The organism is Mycobacterium sp. RTGN6, from assembly GCF_033804605.1.
Classification (GTDB): Bacteria; Actinomycetota; Actinomycetes; order Mycobacteriales; family Mycobacteriaceae; genus Mycobacterium.
Genome location: NZ_JAPZKZ010000005.1, coordinates 235533 through 252849, shown reverse-complemented (window position 1 = coordinate 252849; position 17317 = coordinate 235533). Strand labels below are relative to the sequence as shown.

The following is a 17317-nucleotide window of genomic DNA, read 5'->3' as shown; positions in this document are numbered from 1 at the left end:
CCGTCAGGGCGCGTTGACGACGACGATCGGGCGGCGCACCCGTTCGAGCTGATGGCTCGTGAAGCCGGAGTAGAAGATTCGCGCTCCCACGAACCACGACACTGAGGAGTGCACGGCCGTCGCGGTGGGTGCAGCGTCCGCCGGGAGCGGCAGTTCGAACGGCAGTCCGAACTCGGCGCCGCCCTGCATCGGGACCTTCTTGCCCAGGTAGAGCGGCGGTCCGTCGAGTTCGCTGGCCTGCGCGGGGTAGCGCTCCAACGGGTGATGCTCGCGTTGACGTTGCCAGTAGACGGCGATGTCGGCGGTCGGCAGGTCCTGCTGCGGCCGAACCACGAGGTGCCCGGTGATGGGCTCACCGGCCTGCCACACGGGCGACGGCATCACGATGTCGAGCTGGGTGTCGGCGTCGCCCATGTAGCGTTCCATCGGCTCCTCGATCGCGTCGACGTCGGCGGTGCCGATGACGACCCGGAACTCGCCGCGCTCGTCGACGTCGCGTCCACCGCGTTCGATGACGAGCCGACACGCCCACCGGGCCACTTCGGGGGAGGACCCGGCTGCCCAGGAGGGCACGGTGAAAGTGGATGACGTGCCAGTGAATTCGCTTGCGCCGATGGGCACGTCGACGCGGCTGGCGCACACCCAGTCATCGGTGTCGCGCTCGCCGCCGTAGTTGGTGCCGACCTGGCCCGCCGTCCATAGCGTGTCATTGGCGGCCGCTGCGGCGGAGTCGGCCCGACCCGCCCAGTGGTAGCGGTAGAAGTTGTCGTAGCCCCATTCGAGCCGCGCCGAGGTGACCTTGTCGAGCGGCTTGTCCGTCGTCACCGTTGCGGTGACCGTCTGGCGGGGCCGCACGACGTCTGGCGTCACGGACACCCGTGTGGCGCCGGAGCGGTTGAACAGGCCCACGGGCTACGTCTTCTTGTACTTTGCCCGGTTGGCGGCGTACTCCTCGGGATTGTTCTTCTTCTGGTACGCCCGCACCGGCCAAAACAGCAGCCACAGCACCGGATACGCCGTCACGTAGAACAGGGCGTGTACGGCCGCACCCGCGAGGATGGCGAACACCCAAGCCGGGTAGATGAGGATCAGGCAGAACTGGATGAACTGCTTGAGCACGACGGGATAGCCCTCCGCCATGGACCAGACGTACTTCGGGCTCATGGCGTGCAGGTACTTCTTGACCGTCGACGTCTCGGCCTCGGCTTCGGCCTGTGCCGCGCTGACGTCGCGGCCACGTTCCTCGACGGTCTGACCGCGTTGCGGGGGAGCCGGTTCGTTTGGGCTCGGTTGGGGGACCGAGGTCATGGCGTGATCGTCGTCTTCTCGTCGATCTCGCTCGTGGCGTCCATCAACGGAGTCATCTGGTCCTCGGTGCCGTCGGCGTTGAGCTGCAGCACGAAGACGCCGTCGCCGTCCTTGGCGGGAATCACGACCGTCTTCTGGGCGATCATCCGCTTGGCGCCGTCCTTGACGTAGGTACCGCCGAACTGGAACGCGTCGAACCCACCCAACGTGCTGGCTTCGCCGTCGCCGCCCATGGAGTCGAAGCCAGGAAGGTTCTTGAGCTCACCCGGGGCGAACTCGAGGACCTTGGCCGCGTCGACGGGTCCGGTCAGCTTCGAAACGATGGCGATGATCGTCGGGGGGTCGCTGGCGAATGCCGGGTCGGTGTTCACGATCGCGCCGTAGGCCCACTCGGGAGCGTTCGGCCCGGCGTCCTCCCAGCCCGCCGGGAACGGCAGGTCGATGGTCGGTGAGCCGGGATCGCCACGCTTCACGGGGGTCTCGGTCAGGCCGGCGTCCTTGACGTAGTCGGCGATCGTCTTGTTCGTGCCCGCGGGCGCCTCGGTCTTGCTCGGCGCCTTCGACTCGCTGGTCTTGCTTGAGCTCGACGCACTGCTGGACGACTTCGAGGTGGTGGCCTCGGTCTTCGAGTCGGACCCGCAGCCCGCAAGGGCAATGCCCAGCGCGACAACGGCGAGGGCGGTTCCGCAAGCCTTCAAGGGCGTCTTCATGGAGTCTCCTGTCTCGGGAAATGCAGGCATGAGCCTACGGTCGGCAAAGGAAAAGTGCACGTGAATGGTCGGCGACGTCAGAAGCCTAGCTGCCTGGCGGCAAATCGCCCGGTGACGTTGCCGGCGAGCGACTCGTCGTACGGGTCGATCGCCTGAGCCTGCCCGCCGTCGGAGAAGTCGAGCCCGGAGAGCTCCACCCAGATCGTGCTGGGGCTGGTCGTGAGCTCGAAGAAGTACACCTGGTTGGTCAGGTCGCAGACCGTGCGGTACTCGGTGTCGTACACGCCGAACTCGCCGTAGGGCGCGCCGAACGGGACCGACACGTTGCGCATGATGGCCATCACGCTGGCCACCGCCTGACGCTCGCTGACCGGTTTCGGCAACAGTGCCGAGTAGTACGCCGCTCGCTGGAACCGGTCCACCGGATTCACGTTCCCCGGCAACGGCATTGAGCTGCTGGGAAGCGAGAAGTCCTGCGACGCCAGCAGTTGGAGCTGTTCGTCATAGGTCGGGTCGTTGGTCATCAGCGTGAACTGGCGGCCGTGGTGCACGACGAGCTTGCCCGCCGCCAGCTCGAGGATTGCGCTGTCACCACCGGCGTCCTCGATGGCCAGGTGCAGCGTGGCGTCGAATCCCTTGGCGCCGATCATCACCAACTGGACGCCGTCCATCAACGCCAGCGCTTCGGCGACCGTCGCCGCCTGGTCGAGCAGATACTGCGCCCACAGCCCGGTGTGGATGCCGGGAAGGTCGGCGTTGCGGGGTCCGACGTCGGTGGACTTCAGATACAGCGCGTGCACGCCGAGGCCCCGCTCGTTGAGCCCATCGACGGTGCCAAGGCCGTAAACCGTCGTCACCAGGCTGCCGTAACGGCTGGTCCAGCGCAGCGGGTTGTCCGGCACCACCACCTCGGTCAGCAATAGTCCGCCGTCACGCTGGTGGCCGCGCGGGAACGCGACGATGAGCGGCTCGGTGGATTCCGGCCAGTCCATGCTCCGGCCCGTCAACACTGCGAAGTCGTTGGTATTCCACAGAACTCGGGTACACATCTGTCGCTGCTCTCCTCGCGTCCGAGTCGGCGTGTCTCGTCGTCGCGGCCGGAGCCGTCAGCGTAGCTGTGGTACCAAGGTTCCGTGCGCGTGTTCGCGTCCTGCGTCGCGCTGGCGCTGTGCGCGGCGTGCGGCCAGTCCTCGGCGCCCACCGGTTGGTCGTCGACGGCCACCGCGTCCGATGCCGTCACCCCCGTGAACATCATGCGGCTGCGCACCGAACTGCCCGCGGGGTACGAGGTCGCCGACCTCGCCGGGCGTGCGTCGCCGCTGGCGTTCTGGGGGTTCGGGCCGCAGTGGTCGGCCGATCCTCCGCAGTGTGGTGCGCTGGCCGACCTGGTGCCCGGCGATGCGCCGGTGCACGGGTGGTCGGCGTCGGGGCCGGGAGGGATCGTCTACGCCGTCGTCGTCGAGTCAGCCGGGGGACTGGATTCCGCGCTCGTCGACGAGTGCGGCGTGTGGACCGTGTCGGCAGGTCACACCAGTGGCCTGGTCACCGCTGTCGCCGCGCCGGTCATCGAGGGGGCCGCGACGGTCGGGATGGTCACCGACGCCACCACAGTCGTCGAAGGCGGCACCGAAACCCATTCGCGGGCAGCCACCTTCAGCGCATACCTGAGCGGCCACGTCGCCTATGTGACGGTCGTGACCGATCCCGGCTCGCCGGACCCCGCGCTTGGGCCCGACTTCGCCGCGGCGTTGCTCGCCAAGGCCGTGTCGGCCGTGCGGGGCGGGTAGATTGGCGGCGATGTCGAGGACTTCGTTGGCCAGTCTGGCTGTCACGGCGTGTGCCCTCGTCGTCGCGGGGTGCGCCGGCCCAACCACGCCGACGGTCCAGGGCGACATCTCCCGGCTGGTGGACGTGAAGACGAGCTTCGGCCCCGAGTTCAAGGTGAGCACCGTGGCGCCGACGGGGATCGACCCGCGATTGCTTGCTTCGCAGCCGCTGCCGCAGGGCGTGACGTTCGACCCGCCGGACTGCGGAAAGGCCGCGACGGGCTTGGCGCTGCCGGCTGGGCTGAAGGGAAACATGTCCGCGGTGACGGCGGAGGGTGCGGGCAACCGGTTCATCGCGATCGCCGTCGAGACGTCGGAGCAGGTGCCCTTCCCCGATCCGGGTCCGGACTGCCAGAAGGTCGCCTTCGCGGGGCCGGGCGCGCGTGGTCTGGTCGAGGTGACGGAATCGCCTTCGATCGACGGGGCGAAGACTCTGGGCACCCACCGCTTCGTGCAGACGATGGTCGACGGCAAGCCGGCCAGCGGCGAGCTCTACAACTACGTCGCGAGCTTCGGGTCGTATCTGGTGATCGTCACCGCGAACCCACTGGTGGTGCCGAACGCTCCCGTCCAGCAGGTGGACACCAAGCGGGCGCGCGACCTGCTGGCGGCGGCCGTGAACGACGTCCGCGGCTCTTAGCGAACGTCCTTCGGGCGGAACTGGATGCTGATCCTCGGGCCCATCGGCCTGGCCGTCTTGGGCACGGCGTGCTCCCAGGTGCGTTGACACGATCCGCCCATCACCAGCAGGTCGCCGTGGCCCTGCGGCAAGCGCAGCGACCGTCCGCCGGAGCGCGGACGGAGCGCGAACACGCGCCTGGCGCCGAGGCTGACGATGGCGACCATGGTGTCCTCGGTGCTGCTGCGGCCGATGGTGTCGCCGTGCCACGCGACGCTGTCGTGGCCGTCGCGGTAGAGACAGAGGCCTGCGGTGGTGAACGGCTCGCCCAGTTCGCGTGCGTAGATGTCGTTGAGCCGCACGCGAAGCCGGGCGATCATTGGATGCGGCGCCGGCTCGGTGCCGAGGTCGTGGAAGCTGACGAGGCGCGGGACGTCGAGCACGCGGTCGTACATCTGGCGGCGTTCGGCGCGCCACGGGATGGTCTCCAGCAGCTCGTCGTACGCGTCCTCCGCGCCCGTCAACCAGCCCGACCGCACGTCCAACCAGGCGCCGTCACCGAGGTTGCGGCGTTCGGCATGGTCGAAGAGCGACCCCTGAACCGCCAAGGACACCCCGACATGCTATCGCACATACATTCGAATTCAGAGCTTGGCCGCGCCGGGGCCCGCAGCGGCGAGCACGTCTGCAGGATTGGACAGTGCGCATAGCTTCAGGCTCAGGCAACCGCACCCGATGCAGCCCGCCAGATTGTCGCGAAGCCGCTGCAGGTGCACGATGCGTTCGTCGAGGTCGGAACGCCAACCTGCCGACAGTCTGGCCCAGTCCTTGCTAGTGGGAACGCGATTGGTGGGCAGTGTGGACAGCGCATCGCGGATGCGTGCCAACGGAATGCCCAACCGCTGCGACATCCGGATGAACGCCACCCGTCGTAGCGTCTCCCTGGCGTAGCGCCGTTGGTTGCCGCTGGTGCGCCTGCTGACGATGAGCCCTTCGCGCTCGTAGAAGTGCAGTGCCGACACCGCCACCCCGCTGCGATGGGACATCTCGCCGGGAGTCAGCTCCGATAGCTCCATGACCTGAACAATAGTTGAGGTGCCTCCGGACGATACGGTGCTAGGTATGACAGATCCGGTGCTGGGCGCCAACTCCGAGGTGGGGCGGCTGCGTGTCGTGATCCTGCACCGACCAGGGGCCGAACTGCAGCGGCTGACGCCGCGCAACAACGACACGCTGCTGTTCGATGGGCTGCCCTGGGTAGCCCGGGCGCAACAGGAACACGACGCATTCGCCGACCTGTTGCGGTCGCGTGAGGTCGAGGTGTTGTTGCTCGGCGACCTGTTGACCGAGGCACTGGCCAGCGGCGCCGCGCGCATGCATGGCATCTCGGCCGCCGTCGACTCGCGGAGGCTGGGGTTGCCGCTGGCGCAAGAGCTCTCGGTCTATCTGCGGACGCTAGAGGCCGCTCCGCTGGCCGGTGTCCTGATGGCAGGCATGACGTTCAACGAGTTGCCCTTCGACGAGGACGAACTGTCGCTGGTGCGCCGGATGCACCACGGCGGCGACTTCGTCATCGACCCATTGCCCAATCTGCTGTTCACCCGCGACTCCTCGTTCTGGATCGGCCCTCGGGTGGCCATCACGTCGCTCGCATTGCAAGCACGGGTGCGCGAGACGTCGCTGACCGACCTGATCTATGCCCACCACCCGCGATTCCTTGGGGTGCGGCGGGCCTACGAATCGCGGTCGGCGCCCGTCGAGGGTGGTGACGTGTTGCTGCTCGGGCCGGGTGTCGTCGCGGTCGGCGTGGGGGAGCGGACCACGCCGGCGGGCGCGGAAGCGTTGGCGCGCAGCCTGTTCGACGACGACCTGGCGCACACCGTATTGGCCGTGCCGATAGCTCAGGAGCGGGCGCAGATGCACCTGGACACGGTCTGCACGATGGTCGACACCGATGCGGTCGTGATGTATCCGAACATCGTGCACTCGTTGACTGCGTTCACCATTCACCGCACCGGAAGCGGCGTCAAAATCGATCGGGCGGCGCCGTTCGTCGACGCGGCGGCCGACGCGATGGGTATCGAGAAGCTGCGGGTCATCGACACCGGACTCGATCCCGTCACCGCCGAACGCGAGCAGTGGGACGACGGCAACAACACCTTGGCGCTGGCGCCCGGTGTGGTGGTGGCGTACGAACGCAACGTGGAAACCAATGCGCGGCTGGAGGATTCGGGAATTGAAGTGTTGGCGATTTCGGCGTCGGAGCTAGGCACTGGCCGAGGTGGGCCACGCTGCATGTCGTGCCCCGCCGCCCGCGACCCGCTCTAGCACCGCAATGGGGTAGCGCTTTGACTGCGCCGAGGGTTGTTGATCCGTTGAGATCACGACCCTGGATGCAGTCGAAGTGATTGACCACGTTCCGCCGCGCCGTGGCCGGTATCCCGGTCGGCGTCTGCGTGTCCTTGATGGTCGTGACGTGGCTTCGCGTCGTGGTTGGTCTTGTCGCCGGACGTCGACGTGTCGCCGGACTTCGGCGCGTCGCTGGATGCCGTGGAAGCGGAGGGCTTCGACGCGGCCGCGGGCTCGGTTCCGGCCTTGAACTTCATCAGCTTCGCGAGCTTCGGCTTGGCCGTGGCGTCCTTCGACGTGGTGCTGGAATCCGCTGCCGTGGCGTCCGACGTCGCTGCCACGGGCGGGCCGGCCTTGGCTGCCGTGAGCGTCATGGCGGTCTTCGTGGTCACCGCGGGCGTGGCGGCGGGCGTCGTAGTGCCCAGGGAGGCAAGGGCATTCGCGATCGCCTGGACGAGCGCGGCGGCGATCTGCTGGCCCAACGTCTGCGCGACGCTGGACACGGCCGTTGCGAACGCATTGGCGATCTGCTGAGCGAGCACCGCCAGCGGGTTGGTGTTCGCATACTTGGCGATCTCCTGCTGGATCACCGCGGCGGCGAGCTTCGGCGTCCAATCCGACTCGTAGATGCCATAGGTGTCGTTGGGGTTGGTGCTCGCGCTATCGGTGTCCTGCGCGGTGTAGATGAAGACCGGCCCGGCGTAGGAAAGGGTCTGCCACGTGTCGATGAGGTTCTGGATGAAGGTCGCCTGCGTCTGTTGGCTGACGTCGGAGGTCGGCAGCCCGTACTCGCTGATCCAGACCTTGTCGCTGGCATCACCGTTGGCGATCAGCAGCTGTTCGATTGCATTGAGTTGGGTCAGGGGCGAATTGGGCACGCCAGCGCCCTGTGATAACTCGAGCGTCTCCTGATACGGGTGGAAGGACAGTGCGTCGAAGTACCCCTGGGCGCCGTCGGCGAACATGTCCTGCACGAACGTGACGGGATCCAACGTCACGTTCCCGAAGCTGATGACGCTGCCCACCGCGCCGGCGACGACCGTCGCGTTGGGATTGGCCGCCTTGATCGCCGGGTAGGCGGCCTTCAACAGTGCGGTGTACGACGCCGGGTCGATCGGGTCGGAGAACTCGACTGAGTTCGGTTCGTTCCAGATCTCGTAGGCCGAGATGTCGTTGCCGTAGCGGGTGGCGACCGTGGATGCGAAGCTGGCGAAGTCGCTGGCGTTGGGGGTGCCGCTGCCCGGGAACAGTCCGGTTGTCGTGGAGGCCCAGGTAGGCGTTCCGTTGATCTCGGCCATCACGCCCATGTTGCGCGCGGCGGCGGCGTCGACGACCGCGTCGATGTAGGACCAGTCGTAGGTGCCCTGCAGGGGTTCGACCAAGCCCCAGGGAACGAAGATCCGGATGTTCTGGACGCCGAGCGACTGAAGGGTGTTCAGCGTGGTGTCGATGTCGGCCGCCGACTCGCCATACAGCGCCGAGTCGGCGATGCCGATGGTCGACGGGGACGACGTGATCGCCGCGGTGTCGACGATCTCGGCCGAGACTAGCCGTGGGGGCGGCGTCCCCAGACTGGAGCAGTAAGCGCAGACGGTGGCAGACGCAGCCGTCGCGATGACGAATCTGATGGCGACCGATCGAGCTGAGACTCCATACATGACGCGCTCAATTCTGTTGAATGCCAGCAAATTGGAATCAACATATGAGCAGCGCACCTCGAAAATTGCTGAGCTAAGCAAGATCCCAGGAATTTCCCCACCGTCAATTGCTCTGCAAAATTCGATGGCAACGAATACCGAGTCTTCGAATCATCTGCCTCGCTTGCAGATGCGCGTGATCCGTCGCACCCAGCAATGGAGTCGATACGCGGGTGAAATGCAAAATTGGAGCGAACCTGGGAGCCCGCCGCCCCATCAGGAGCGAAATCAACGCCAGCTAGGCAACCAGATTTGCATCTGCCACGTCGACTGCGAGATCGGCAGACCCGTCAGCACCGGGTACAGCCACGCGAAGTTCGTCAGCACGAGCGCCACGTAGAAACACACCACGAGTAGTCCAAGTGTCTGTCTCTCGGCGTTCTGTCGCGGCGCGTAGAGGACGTCACCGAGTATCAGCGCAATCATCATCACCAGGAACGGCGCCATCGGCGCGGCGTAGAAGAAGTACATCTGCCGGTCGATGTCGGCGAACCATGGCAGGAAACCCGCGCCGTACCCCGTCAGCGCCACCGCGTAGCGCCAGTCGCGCTTCACGAGCGCCCGCCACAGCGCCCAGCCAAGCACCGGCACCGCGATGAACCACATCGCAGGCGTCCCGACCAGCATCACGGCCTTCACGCACGACTGTGCACCGCAACCCGCGATGTTGTCCTGGTCGATCGCATACAACACCGGGCGCAGCGACATCGGCCACGTCCACGGCTTCGACTCCCACGGATGGTGGTTGCCCGCCGCGTTCGTCAGCTTCGAGTGGAACTCGAAAACCCCATAGGTGTAGTGCCACAACGACCGAATCGCGTCGGGGAGCAACCCGCCCTCGCCGATCGAGCGGCCCTCCTCGTGGCGGTTGATGGCGGTTTCCGAGGCGAACCACGGCGCGTACGAGCCGAGGTACACCGCCAGCGGAATGAGCCCCAACGCGTAGAGCGTCGGCCCGAAGTCGCGGCGCAGCGTCCCCACCCACGGGCGCGGCACCCGGTACTGCCGACGGGCTGCGACGTCGAACGCCAACGTCATGGCCCCGAAGAACAGGATGAAGTACAAACCGGACCACTTGGTAGCGAAAGCCAGCCCCAGCAGCACCCCGGCGCCGAACCTCCACCACCGCACCCCGAGTCGAGGTCCCCACGGCGTCTGGCCGATGCGGCCCTCGAGCAGCGCCACGTGCATCCGCTCGCGCATCTCGTCGCGGTCGACGATCAGTGCACCGAACGCGGCGACCACGAAAACCACCAGGTAGACGTCCAGCAGCGCGGTGCGCGCCGAGACGAAGCTGACGCCGTCGGCGATGATCAGCAGGCCGGCGATCCCGCCGATCAGCGTCGAGCGGGTGATCCGCCGGACGATCCGCGCCACCAGCAGCACGATGATCACGCCGCACACCGCACCGGAGAACCGCCAGCCGACGCCGTTGTAGCCGAATATCGCCTCGCCGGTGGCCATGAGGAACTTGCCGACCGGCGGGTGCACCACCAGCCCGTAGCCGGGGTTGTCCTCGACGCCGTGGTTGCCCAGCATCTGCCACGCCTGCGGCGCGTAGTGCTTCTCGTCGAATATCGGCGTGCGCGCGTCGGTCGGCGAGCCGAGGTTCAGGAACCGGGTCAGCGCCGCGAGTGCGGTGATCACGGCCGTCATCACCCAGCCCTGCAGGCGGTCCATCGGCCCGAAGTCCGGCACCGGCATGAGCGGCGCGGGGCTGATCACGGGGACCGTGCGCTCGTGTGCGATCTCGTCGAGCGGCGGAGCGGTCACACCGGCGATCGTAGGCTGTGCGGTGTGACACCTGGTCGACTGCTGCTGGCCGCCACGCCGCTCGGCCAGCCCTCGGACGCCTCGGCTCGGCTGATCGAGGCGTTGGGCAGCGCCGACGTGATCGCTGCGGAGGACACCCGACGCGTGCGGACGTTGGCCCAGACGCTCGGCGTTCGACCAGCTGGGCGCATCGTCAGTTTCTTCGACCAGAACGAGGCGACGCGCGTGCCCGCGCTGGTCGACGACGTCGCCGGCGGTGCCACGGTGCTCGTCGTCAGCGACGCGGGTATGCCGCTGATCAGCGACCCGGGCTATCGGCTGGTGGCGGCGTGCGCCGAGGCCGGGTTGACGGTGAGTTGCCTGCCGGGCCCTTCGGCGGTGACGACGGCGCTGGCGGTGTCGGGCCTGCCGTCGGACCGGTTCTGCTTCGAGGGTTTCGCCCCGCGCAAGCACTCCGCGCGGGTGGGCTGGCTGTCGGGCTTGGCCGGTGAGCAACGGACGTGTGTGTTCTTCGAGTCGCCGCGTCGGCTGGCGGACTGCCTGCGCGACGCCGTCGACACCCTCGGGCCCGACCGGCGTGCGGTGGTGTGCCGCGAACTGACCAAGACCCACGAAGAGGTCAAACGCGGCTCGCTCGCCGAACTCGCGGAGTGGGCGGCCGACGGCGTACTCGGCGAGCTCACCGTCGTGCTGGCGGGCGCCCAGCCGAAGGCCGATCTCGCCACCCTGGTCGCCGAGGTGGCCTATCTCGTCGACGACGGCATGCGGGTCAAGGACGCGTGCGCGGACGTGGTGGCGGCCAACCCCGGCGCTCCGTCACGGCGCGAGCTGTACGACGCGGTGCTACGCGCCAGGGATTGACGACTCCGCGCGGTGGAGTGTCGGTGATCACGGATGCCGTCGACGCGTTTCAGTGTTGGCACTTTGAGGAGGGGTGGCGAGCTACTGAACACCTGAGGAGTTGCTGTGAAAATCGTTGGACTGGAAGAACATTACGCAACGCCCGACGTCGCCCGGGCCTGGCAAGCCCTCGATCCGAAGTGGCAGGATCCGGCTACCAAGTCCTTCGACGCCGAGCTGAGCCACCGGCTGCAGTCACTAGGCGACGAACGTCTTGCGGTCATGGACGACGCAGGCGTCGACACTCAGGTGCTGTCTCTGACGTCGCCCGGTCTGTTCAACTTGGACGTCGCCGACGCGGTCGCATTGCAGTCGGTGTGCAACGACACCGCGGCCGACGCGGTGGCCCGCCATCCCGATCGCCTTCGTGGTTTCGCGACGCTGGCGCCACAGCGCCCGGACGCCGCGGCCGCCGAACTCGAGCGCGCCGTCCGAAAGCTCGGGTTCGACGGGGCGCTGATCTTCAACCGCGTCCGGGATCGCTCCATCGACCACACCGAGTTCTGGCCGATGTTCGAGGCCGCCGAAGCACTCCGCGTGCCGCTCTACCTACATCCCCAGACGCCACCGGAGGCGGTGCGCAACGCGTACTACGGCGGGTTCACCGACGTCGTCGACGGTGCGTTCGCCACCCACGGCGTCGGCTGGCACTACGACGCCGGCGTCGGATTGCTCCGGTTGATCCTGGCCGGCGTCTTCGACCGGTTCCCCGAACTGCAGGTGATCCTGGGGCACTGGGGTGAAATGGTGCTCTTCTACCTCGACCGCATCGACCGGTTGACGCCCATCGCGGGGCTAAACCGTCCGATCTCCGAGTACGTGCGGAGCAACGTGTACGTCACTCCCGGAGGGGTTTTCAGTCAGCGCTACCTGCGTTGGGCGCTCGAGGTCGTCGGCGTGGATCGGGTCATGTTCGCCGCGGACTACCCGTTCGCCCCGACCAACGGCGGACTCGCGCGTGACTTCCTCGACGGAGCGGAGCTCGCCGATGCCGATCGCGAGAAGATCGCGTCGGGCAACTGGGACCGGCTGGCCGCGGGAATCCGGCGCTGAGCTCTGGCTTCAGCGGGCCGAAACGACGCGCTGAGCCGCAGGTGCGGGGTTGGCGCTGCACGTAACGCCGACGATTGCCGCCGCCTTGTCGAGGCACTCCTGCCACTCGGCGGCGGGATCGGAATCGGAGGTGATGCCGCCGCCGACGCCAAGCACCGCCCGTCCGGCGGCGTCGAACTCGACGGTGCGGATGGCCACGTTGAGTTCGGTCCCGGCCATCGGTGACGCAAAACCCACTGTGCCGCAATAGACTCCGCGGCTGCGTGGTTCCCACGTCGAAAGCAGTTCACGGGCCCGGGCCTTCGGCGTCCCGGTCACCGACGCGGGCGGGAACATCGCTTCCAGCACGCCGGACATCGGGATCTCGACGGGCACGCGCGCGGACACCGTCGACACCAGATGCCACACCCCTGGGGCCCGTCGCACGGCCAGCAGTTCGGGCACGGTGACGCTTCCCGTCACCGCGACCCGGCTGAGGTCGTTGCGGACCAGGTCCACGATCATCACGTTCTCCGCGACGTCCTTGACCGATGCGCGCAGCGCCGACGGAGGGCGGTCCAGTGGGAGCGTGCCCTTGATGGGGCTCGACGTCACCGTCTCGCCGGTGCGGCGCAGGAAGAGCTCGGGGGACAGCGACGCCACCGCACCCCATTCGCCTGCGACGAACGCGGCGCGCGCGGGCGCGGTAAGCGCGACGACGTCGGCGAAGAAGTCGATGGGGGCGCCGCGCAATGCGCCGACGAACTGCGTGCACACACACGCCTGGTACACCTCGCCTGCGCGGATCGCCTCGAGGCATGCCAGTACCCCCGCGTGGTGGACATCGCGGTCGGGGGCGATCCAGTCGAGTTGCCACGGCGTGGGTATGGGTGAGGTGCCGAGCGCATCGACGAGCCAGCCGGGCGGCGTTGCACCGGAGAGGTTTTCGTACCACCAGTCGCCGTCGTCATCTTGGCGAAGTACGTCGTCGGTCCATCCGCCGGCGGCTGCCGGGACGCGGGCTGCCGCATCGTCGGCGCCTGGGTCCGGGTAGGTCAGGTAGCCGACCCAGCCGCCGCCGACGTGAACACCGCGCGTGCCGGGGTCCACGGCGAACGCGTCCGACTCCGCGACCGCCTCGATGGCGACGCTGGGTGCGATCACTGCGCGCGAGCCGAACCAGTCGCCGGTCAGCGCCGCGGGCGGCGGGAGGCTCAGCCGCGCGGCGGCGCCTGCGACCGCGCGCAGCACCGATGGAGCGCTGCGCGACTCGGCGATCCGCTCGACGCGCATCTGCCAAGCTTGTCAGACGCTGCGGTGGGAGGTCGCCGAGGCGCTAGCGCGACAGATCCCGCGCCACCGTGACTCCGCCCAGCTTCTCGGGATTGCGCATCGCGTAGAAGTGGCTGATCTTCCCGTCGGTGAGCTCGACGGTGACGATGCCCTCCAGCTTGTCGCCGAGGTACAGCACCACCGCAGGCGCGCCGTTGTAGAAGGCAAGCTCGACGCGGCCGTCGTCGCCCGCGTAGCGGAACATGCCGAGGATGAGTCGGCCCACCTTCTCCGCACCGGTGACGGGGCGCCTGGCCGCGCTCACCTTGCCGTCGCTATCGGCCGTCCACACCACGTCGGGCGCCAGCATCGACATCAACCCATCCATGTCGCCCGTCGCCGCCGTGGCGAAGAACTGCGTCGCCAACTCCATCGAGAGCTTCGGGTCGACGGGCTCGAACCGCTTGCGGCGGGCCTGGACGTGCTCGCGTGCGCGATGCGCGAGTTGACGCACTGCCGCGCTGGACTTGCCTATCGCCGAGGCGATTTCGTCGTGACTGAAGCCAAACACCTCGCGCAGCACGAACACGGCGCGTTCGTCGGGGCTGAGCGTCTCGAGCACCACCAGCATCGCCATCGACACCGACTCGGCGAGTACGACGTCCGACGAGGCGTCGGTTGAGTCGACGAGCAACGGTTCGGGCAGCCACGGGCCCACGTAGTCCTCCCGCCTACGCGCTTGTGCGCGAAGCGCATTGAGTGCCTGCCGGGTGACGAGTTGCGCGAGGTAGGCCTTGGTGTCCTGGACCGTGGCCAGGTCCACCTCGGCCCACCTCAGGTAGCTCTCCTGCAGCACGTCCTCGGATTCCGTTGCCGTTCCGAGGATCTCGTACGCGATCGTGAACAGGAGCGGGCGCAGCAGCGTGAACCGCTCCGCGTGTTCGTGCTCCGGTTTCATGGCGCTCTCCGAGCGCGCGGCGTGGCGTTCATCGGACGGCTGCCGCCTTCGCCCCGGCCAGCCGCTCCGCCCGCTTGCCGCCCTTGAGCCAGGTGTACGAGCCTGGTTTGCGGGCCTCGCGGGCCAGCCCCCAGATCGTGCCCTTGCAGACGGCCTCCTTGATCGACGCCGCGGTGCGTCCGCCGACGTAGATCGGCACCACCCGGTCGTCGAGGTGCGCGAGTTGGACGGTGCCGCCCTTGCGGCCCAGGCTGATGCATTGACCGACGAAGGCCTGGTTCACTGCGGCGGGTGCGGTGCCCGCGATGCGGCTGAGCACCGTGTTGGCGGCCTGCGCACCCAGCGGTATCGCCGCCTGGCAGCTCATCCGCAGCGGTGAATCCGATGGGGCGGCGGCGTCACCGGCGGCGACGATGTACGGGTTGTCGACGCTGGTCAGCGTCTCGTCGGTGAGCAACCGGCCGATCGCGTCGGTGGCCAGCCCGCTGCGGGCGGCCAGGTCGGGCACGCTGAAGCCGGCCGTCCAGATGGTGAGCGCACTCGCGAGTTCGTGCCCGTCGGCCAACACCACCGAGCCGTTGCGCACCTCCGTGACCTGGGTATCGGGTCCGTCGACGACCGTGACGCCCAGCTTGCGCATCCGCTTGGCCACCGCCTTGCGACCTGGCTTGCTCAGGTACGGGCCAAGGGGGCCGCCGCACACCAGCGTCACCGCGTAGCCCTGCTCGCCCATTTCGGAGGCCGTCTCGATGCCCGTTGGGCCCGCGCCGACGATTGTGACCGGGGCGTCCGACGGAAGGGCGGCCACGGCGTCCCGCAGCGGCTTGGCATGCTCCAATTCCGAGATGGGATGGGCGAATTCGGCTGCCCCGGGGACCGTCAACGTCGCGCCCTTGCTGCCGATTGCGTAGATGAGGTAGTCGTAGGCAACGGTGTCACCCGAACCCAGCGTCACCGTCCGTGCCGCGGCGTTTATGTGCTCGGCGGTGTCGACCACGAGGTTGATGCCCTCGCCGAGGATGTCGGGGTAGGCCACCACCGCGTCGTCGGAACCGGTGACCAGTTGGTGCAACCGGATCCGCTCGACGAACTCCGGGCGCGGGTTGATCAGCGTGATCGCAACGTCGCCGTTGAGTCGGAGGCGATTGGCGGCGATAACGCCTGCGTATCCGCCACCGATCACGACGACGTTGAGGTGCTCGGTCATGACTACTCCTTCGAGATCATTCGGCTCGCCTACCGAGCCGTTCTGACCTCAAGACACCGGTGCCCGCCGAAGTGTGACACCGCTGCACCGATTGTGGCGCAGGTCACTCACTTAGATAGCGCGGGAACACACCCTCGGGCTTCGGTAACACCGTGCCAGGCGCGATCCGGGTGCCGATGGCGCCGAAGCTGCGCTCATCCTCCGGCTGACCCAGCAGGTCCAGCAGCTTGGCCGCGGAGTCGGGCATGACCGGCTGCACCAGCAGCGCGGCGATGCGCACCACCTCCAGCGTCGCGTACAGCACCGTGCCGAACCGCTCCTGGTCGGCCGCCGCTTCGGACTTGCGCAGCACCCACGGCTCCTGCGCCGAAAAGTACCGATTGGCCGCGCCGAGCATCAGCCAGACCACCTCGAGCGCGAGATGCATTGCGGGCACGTCGTAGTGGGCCCGCACCTTGGGCAGCAGCCCGTCGGCCAGCGCCAACAACTCCCGGTCGTCGTCGGTGAACTCGCCGGGGGCGGGCACGACGCCGTCCAGGTTCTTGTTCACCATCGACAGCGACCGCTGGGCGAGGTTGCCGAACTCGTTGGCGAGGTCGGAGTTGATGCGGCCGATGATCGCGTCCTCGCCATAGCTTCCGTCCTGCCCGAATGGCACCTCGCGCAGCAGGAAGTAGCGCACCTGGTCGAGCCCGAAAGCGTCGACCAGCGCGATGGGATCGACGACGTTGCCCACCGACTTGCTCATCTTCTCGCCGCGGTTGAGCAGGAAGCCGTGTACGAAGACCCGCTCGGGCAACGCGATTCCGGCCGACATCAGAAAGGCGGGCCAGTACACCGTGTGGAACCGGATGATGTCCTTGCCGATCATGTGAAGGTCTGCGGGCCAGTACTTTTCGAATGCCTCCGACGACGTGTCCGGATATCCCGCCCCGGTCAGATAGTTGGTCAGCGCATCGACCCAGACGTACATGACGTGGTCGGGATGGCCTGGGACCGGCACCCCCCAGTCGAATGTGGTGCGCGAAATGGACAGGTCCCGCAGCCCGCCCGAGACGAAGCTGACGATCTCGTTGCGCCGGGTCTCGGGCCCGATGAACTCGGGGTGCGCCGCATAGTGCGCCAGCAGCCGCTCGGCGTAGGCGGACAGCTTGAAGAAGTAGGTCTGCTCCTCGGTCCACGTGACCTCCGTGCCGGTCTCGGTGGAAATCCGGGTGCCGTCGGGCTGAACCTCGAGCTCGTCGTCGGTGAAGAACCGTTCGTCGCGCACCGAATACCAACCGGAATAGGCGTCCAAATAGATGTCACCCGCGGCGTTCATCGCGTTCCAGATCGCGATCGACGCCTCGATGTGATCGGCGTCGGTGGTGCGGATGAAGCGGTCGAACGAGATGCCGAGCTTGTCCTGCATCGCCTGGAACGCATCGGAGTTGCGTCGCGCGAGGGCTGCGGTCGGAATGCCCTCGGCCGCCGCCGTCTGGGCCATCTTCAGGCCGTGCTCGTCGGTGCCGGTCAGGAAGCGGACGTCGAAGCCGTCGAGGCGCTTGAACCGGGCGATCGCGTCGGTCGCAATGTACTCATAGGCGTGCCCGATGTGCGGGGCGCCGTTGGGATAGGCGATCGCGGTCGTGACGTAGTACGGGGGCTTGCTCATCACGAAGTCACC

At 67.6% G+C, this 17317-nt stretch carries 17 protein-coding genes; 5 read left to right on the top strand and 12 right to left on the bottom strand.

What is annotated here, in order from left to right; translation table 11 throughout:
- Positions 1-3: 3 nt before the first annotated feature.
- From SLQ33_RS14765 to SLQ33_RS14750, 4 genes are all read right to left on the bottom strand, one after another.
- Positions 4-909: a hypothetical protein gene (locus tag SLQ33_RS14765; RefSeq protein WP_319454608.1), complete on the bottom strand. Its 906-nt coding sequence runs from the start codon at positions 907-909 to the stop codon at positions 4-6.
- A gap of 3 nt (positions 910-912) precedes the next feature.
- Positions 913-1308, bottom strand: a complete 396-nt coding sequence (locus SLQ33_RS14760) for a hypothetical protein (protein WP_319454607.1) — start codon at positions 1306-1308, stop codon at positions 913-915.
- Entirely contained in the window at positions 1305-2018 is a 714-nt protein-coding gene (locus SLQ33_RS14755; RefSeq protein ID WP_319454606.1) for an LpqN/LpqT family lipoprotein, read from the bottom strand. The genes SLQ33_RS14760 and SLQ33_RS14755 overlap by 4 nt, the downstream gene beginning before the upstream one ends.
- A gap of 77 nt (positions 2019-2095) precedes the next feature.
- The gene (locus tag SLQ33_RS14750; RefSeq protein ID WP_319454605.1) at positions 2096-3067 is read right to left on the bottom strand and encodes a linear amide C-N hydrolase; all 972 of its coding nucleotides are present in this window, start codon (positions 3065-3067) and stop codon (positions 2096-2098) included.
- Positions 3068-3151: 84 nt separating this feature from the next.
- On the opposite strand from SLQ33_RS14750, the gene SLQ33_RS14745 reads away from it, so the two are divergent.
- Both SLQ33_RS14745 and SLQ33_RS14740 read left to right on the top strand, forming a co-directional pair.
- The gene (locus tag SLQ33_RS14745) at positions 3152-3805 is read left to right on the top strand and encodes a DUF5642 family protein (RefSeq protein ID WP_319454604.1); all 654 of its coding nucleotides are present in this window, start codon (positions 3152-3154) and stop codon (positions 3803-3805) included.
- A 10-nt stretch (positions 3806-3815) separates the two neighbouring features.
- Complete coding sequence (locus SLQ33_RS14740) at positions 3816-4484, top strand: DUF5642 family protein (protein WP_319454603.1); 669 nt, start codon at positions 3816-3818, stop codon at positions 4482-4484.
- Here SLQ33_RS14740 and SLQ33_RS14735 read toward each other — a convergent pair.
- Both SLQ33_RS14735 and soxR read right to left on the bottom strand, forming a co-directional pair.
- On the bottom strand, positions 4481-5077 hold the full coding sequence (locus SLQ33_RS14735) for an alpha-ketoglutarate-dependent dioxygenase AlkB (protein ID WP_319454602.1): 597 nt from the start codon (positions 5075-5077) through the stop codon (positions 4481-4483). The genes SLQ33_RS14740 and SLQ33_RS14735 overlap by 4 nt on opposite strands.
- Before the next feature lie 30 nt (positions 5078-5107).
- Positions 5108-5539 carry a redox-sensitive transcriptional activator SoxR gene (soxR, locus tag SLQ33_RS14730; protein WP_319454601.1) on the bottom strand — a complete coding sequence of 144 codons (432 nt, stop codon included), beginning with the start codon at positions 5537-5539 and terminating at the stop codon, positions 5108-5110.
- Positions 5540-5585: 46 nt separating this feature from the next.
- Between soxR and arcA the strand changes: the two genes are divergently transcribed.
- Positions 5586-6791 carry an arginine deiminase gene (gene arcA, locus SLQ33_RS14725; RefSeq protein ID WP_319454600.1) on the top strand — a complete coding sequence of 402 codons (1206 nt, stop codon included), beginning with the start codon at positions 5586-5588 and terminating at the stop codon, positions 6789-6791.
- A 53-nt stretch (positions 6792-6844) separates the two neighbouring features.
- Here arcA and SLQ33_RS14720 read toward each other — a convergent pair whose 3' ends face one another.
- Together SLQ33_RS14720 and SLQ33_RS14715 are read right to left on the bottom strand one after the other, a co-directional pair.
- Entirely contained in the window at positions 6845-8470 is a 1626-nt protein-coding gene (locus tag SLQ33_RS14720; protein WP_319454599.1) for a cellulase family glycosylhydrolase, read from the bottom strand.
- Between the two features lie 267 nt (positions 8471-8737).
- Positions 8738-10213: a dolichyl-phosphate-mannose--protein mannosyltransferase gene (locus SLQ33_RS14715; protein WP_319454746.1), complete on the bottom strand. Its 1476-nt coding sequence runs from the start codon at positions 10211-10213 to the stop codon at positions 8738-8740.
- A 93-nt stretch (positions 10214-10306) separates the two neighbouring features.
- Between SLQ33_RS14715 and rsmI the strand changes: the two genes are divergently transcribed.
- Both rsmI and SLQ33_RS14705 read left to right on the top strand, forming a co-directional pair.
- A complete protein-coding gene (gene rsmI / locus SLQ33_RS14710; RefSeq protein WP_319454598.1) occupies positions 10307-11143 on the top strand; it encodes a 16S rRNA (cytidine(1402)-2'-O)-methyltransferase in 837 nt (278 codons plus the stop codon).
- A 105-nt stretch (positions 11144-11248) separates the two neighbouring features.
- Positions 11249-12235, top strand: a complete 987-nt coding sequence (locus SLQ33_RS14705) for an amidohydrolase family protein (RefSeq protein ID WP_319454597.1) — start codon at positions 11249-11251, stop codon at positions 12233-12235.
- A 9-nt stretch (positions 12236-12244) separates the two neighbouring features.
- On the opposite strand, the gene SLQ33_RS14700 is transcribed toward SLQ33_RS14705, so the two are convergent.
- The 4 genes from SLQ33_RS14700 to metG all read right to left on the bottom strand — a co-directional run bounded on the left by SLQ33_RS14700 (position 12245) and on the right by metG (position 17305).
- The gene (locus tag SLQ33_RS14700) at positions 12245-13507 is read right to left on the bottom strand and encodes an aminodeoxychorismate synthase component I (RefSeq protein WP_319454596.1); all 1263 of its coding nucleotides are present in this window, start codon (positions 13505-13507) and stop codon (positions 12245-12247) included.
- A 43-nt stretch (positions 13508-13550) separates the two neighbouring features.
- On the bottom strand, positions 13551-14444 hold the full coding sequence (locus SLQ33_RS14695; protein WP_319454595.1) for an RNA polymerase sigma-70 factor: 894 nt from the start codon (positions 14442-14444) through the stop codon (positions 13551-13553).
- Positions 14445-14472: 28 nt separating this feature from the next.
- On the bottom strand, positions 14473-15651 hold the full coding sequence (locus tag SLQ33_RS14690) for an NAD(P)/FAD-dependent oxidoreductase (protein ID WP_319454594.1): 1179 nt from the start codon (positions 15649-15651) through the stop codon (positions 14473-14475).
- A 103-nt stretch (positions 15652-15754) separates the two neighbouring features.
- Positions 15755-17305: a methionine--tRNA ligase gene (gene metG, locus SLQ33_RS14685; RefSeq protein ID WP_319454593.1), complete on the bottom strand. Its 1551-nt coding sequence runs from the start codon at positions 17303-17305 to the stop codon at positions 15755-15757.
- Positions 17306-17317 lie beyond the last annotated feature (12 nt).

What these genes read in the sequence shown, in the direction of transcription:
- SLQ33_RS14755 (WP_319454606.1), bottom strand. Translation starts at nt 2,018, where the DNA reads ATGAAGACGCCCTTGAAGGCTTGCGGAACCGCCCTCGCCGTTGTCGCG.
- SLQ33_RS14700 (WP_319454596.1), bottom strand. Translation starts at nt 13,507, where the DNA reads ATGCGCGTCGAGCGGATCGCCGAGTCGCGCAGCGCTCCATCGGTGCTG.
- SLQ33_RS14695 (WP_319454595.1), bottom strand. Translation starts at nt 14,444, where the DNA reads ATGAAACCGGAGCACGAACACGCGGAGCGGTTCACGCTGCTGCGCCCG.
- soxR (WP_319454601.1), bottom strand. Translation starts at nt 5,539, where the DNA reads ATGGAGCTATCGGAGCTGACTCCCGGCGAGATGTCCCATCGCAGCGGG.
- SLQ33_RS14720 (WP_319454599.1), bottom strand. Translation starts at nt 8,470, where the DNA reads ATGTATGGAGTCTCAGCTCGATCGGTCGCCATCAGATTCGTCATCGCG.
- SLQ33_RS14740 (WP_319454603.1), top strand. Translation starts at nt 3,816, where the DNA reads ATGTCGAGGACTTCGTTGGCCAGTCTGGCTGTCACGGCGTGTGCCCTC.
- SLQ33_RS14690 (WP_319454594.1), bottom strand. Translation starts at nt 15,651, where the DNA reads ATGACCGAGCACCTCAACGTCGTCGTGATCGGTGGCGGATACGCAGGC.
- SLQ33_RS14750 (WP_319454605.1), bottom strand. Translation starts at nt 3,067, where the DNA reads ATGTGTACCCGAGTTCTGTGGAATACCAACGACTTCGCAGTGTTGACG.
- metG (WP_319454593.1), bottom strand. Translation starts at nt 17,305, where the DNA reads ATGAGCAAGCCCCCGTACTACGTCACGACCGCGATCGCCTATCCCAAC.
- arcA (WP_319454600.1), top strand. Translation starts at nt 5,586, where the DNA reads ATGACAGATCCGGTGCTGGGCGCCAACTCCGAGGTGGGGCGGCTGCGT.
- SLQ33_RS14760 (WP_319454607.1), bottom strand. Translation starts at nt 1,308, where the DNA reads ATGACCTCGGTCCCCCAACCGAGCCCAAACGAACCGGCTCCCCCGCAA.
- SLQ33_RS14715 (WP_319454746.1), bottom strand. Translation starts at nt 10,213, where the DNA reads ATGCCGGTGCCGGACTTCGGGCCGATGGACCGCCTGCAGGGCTGGGTG.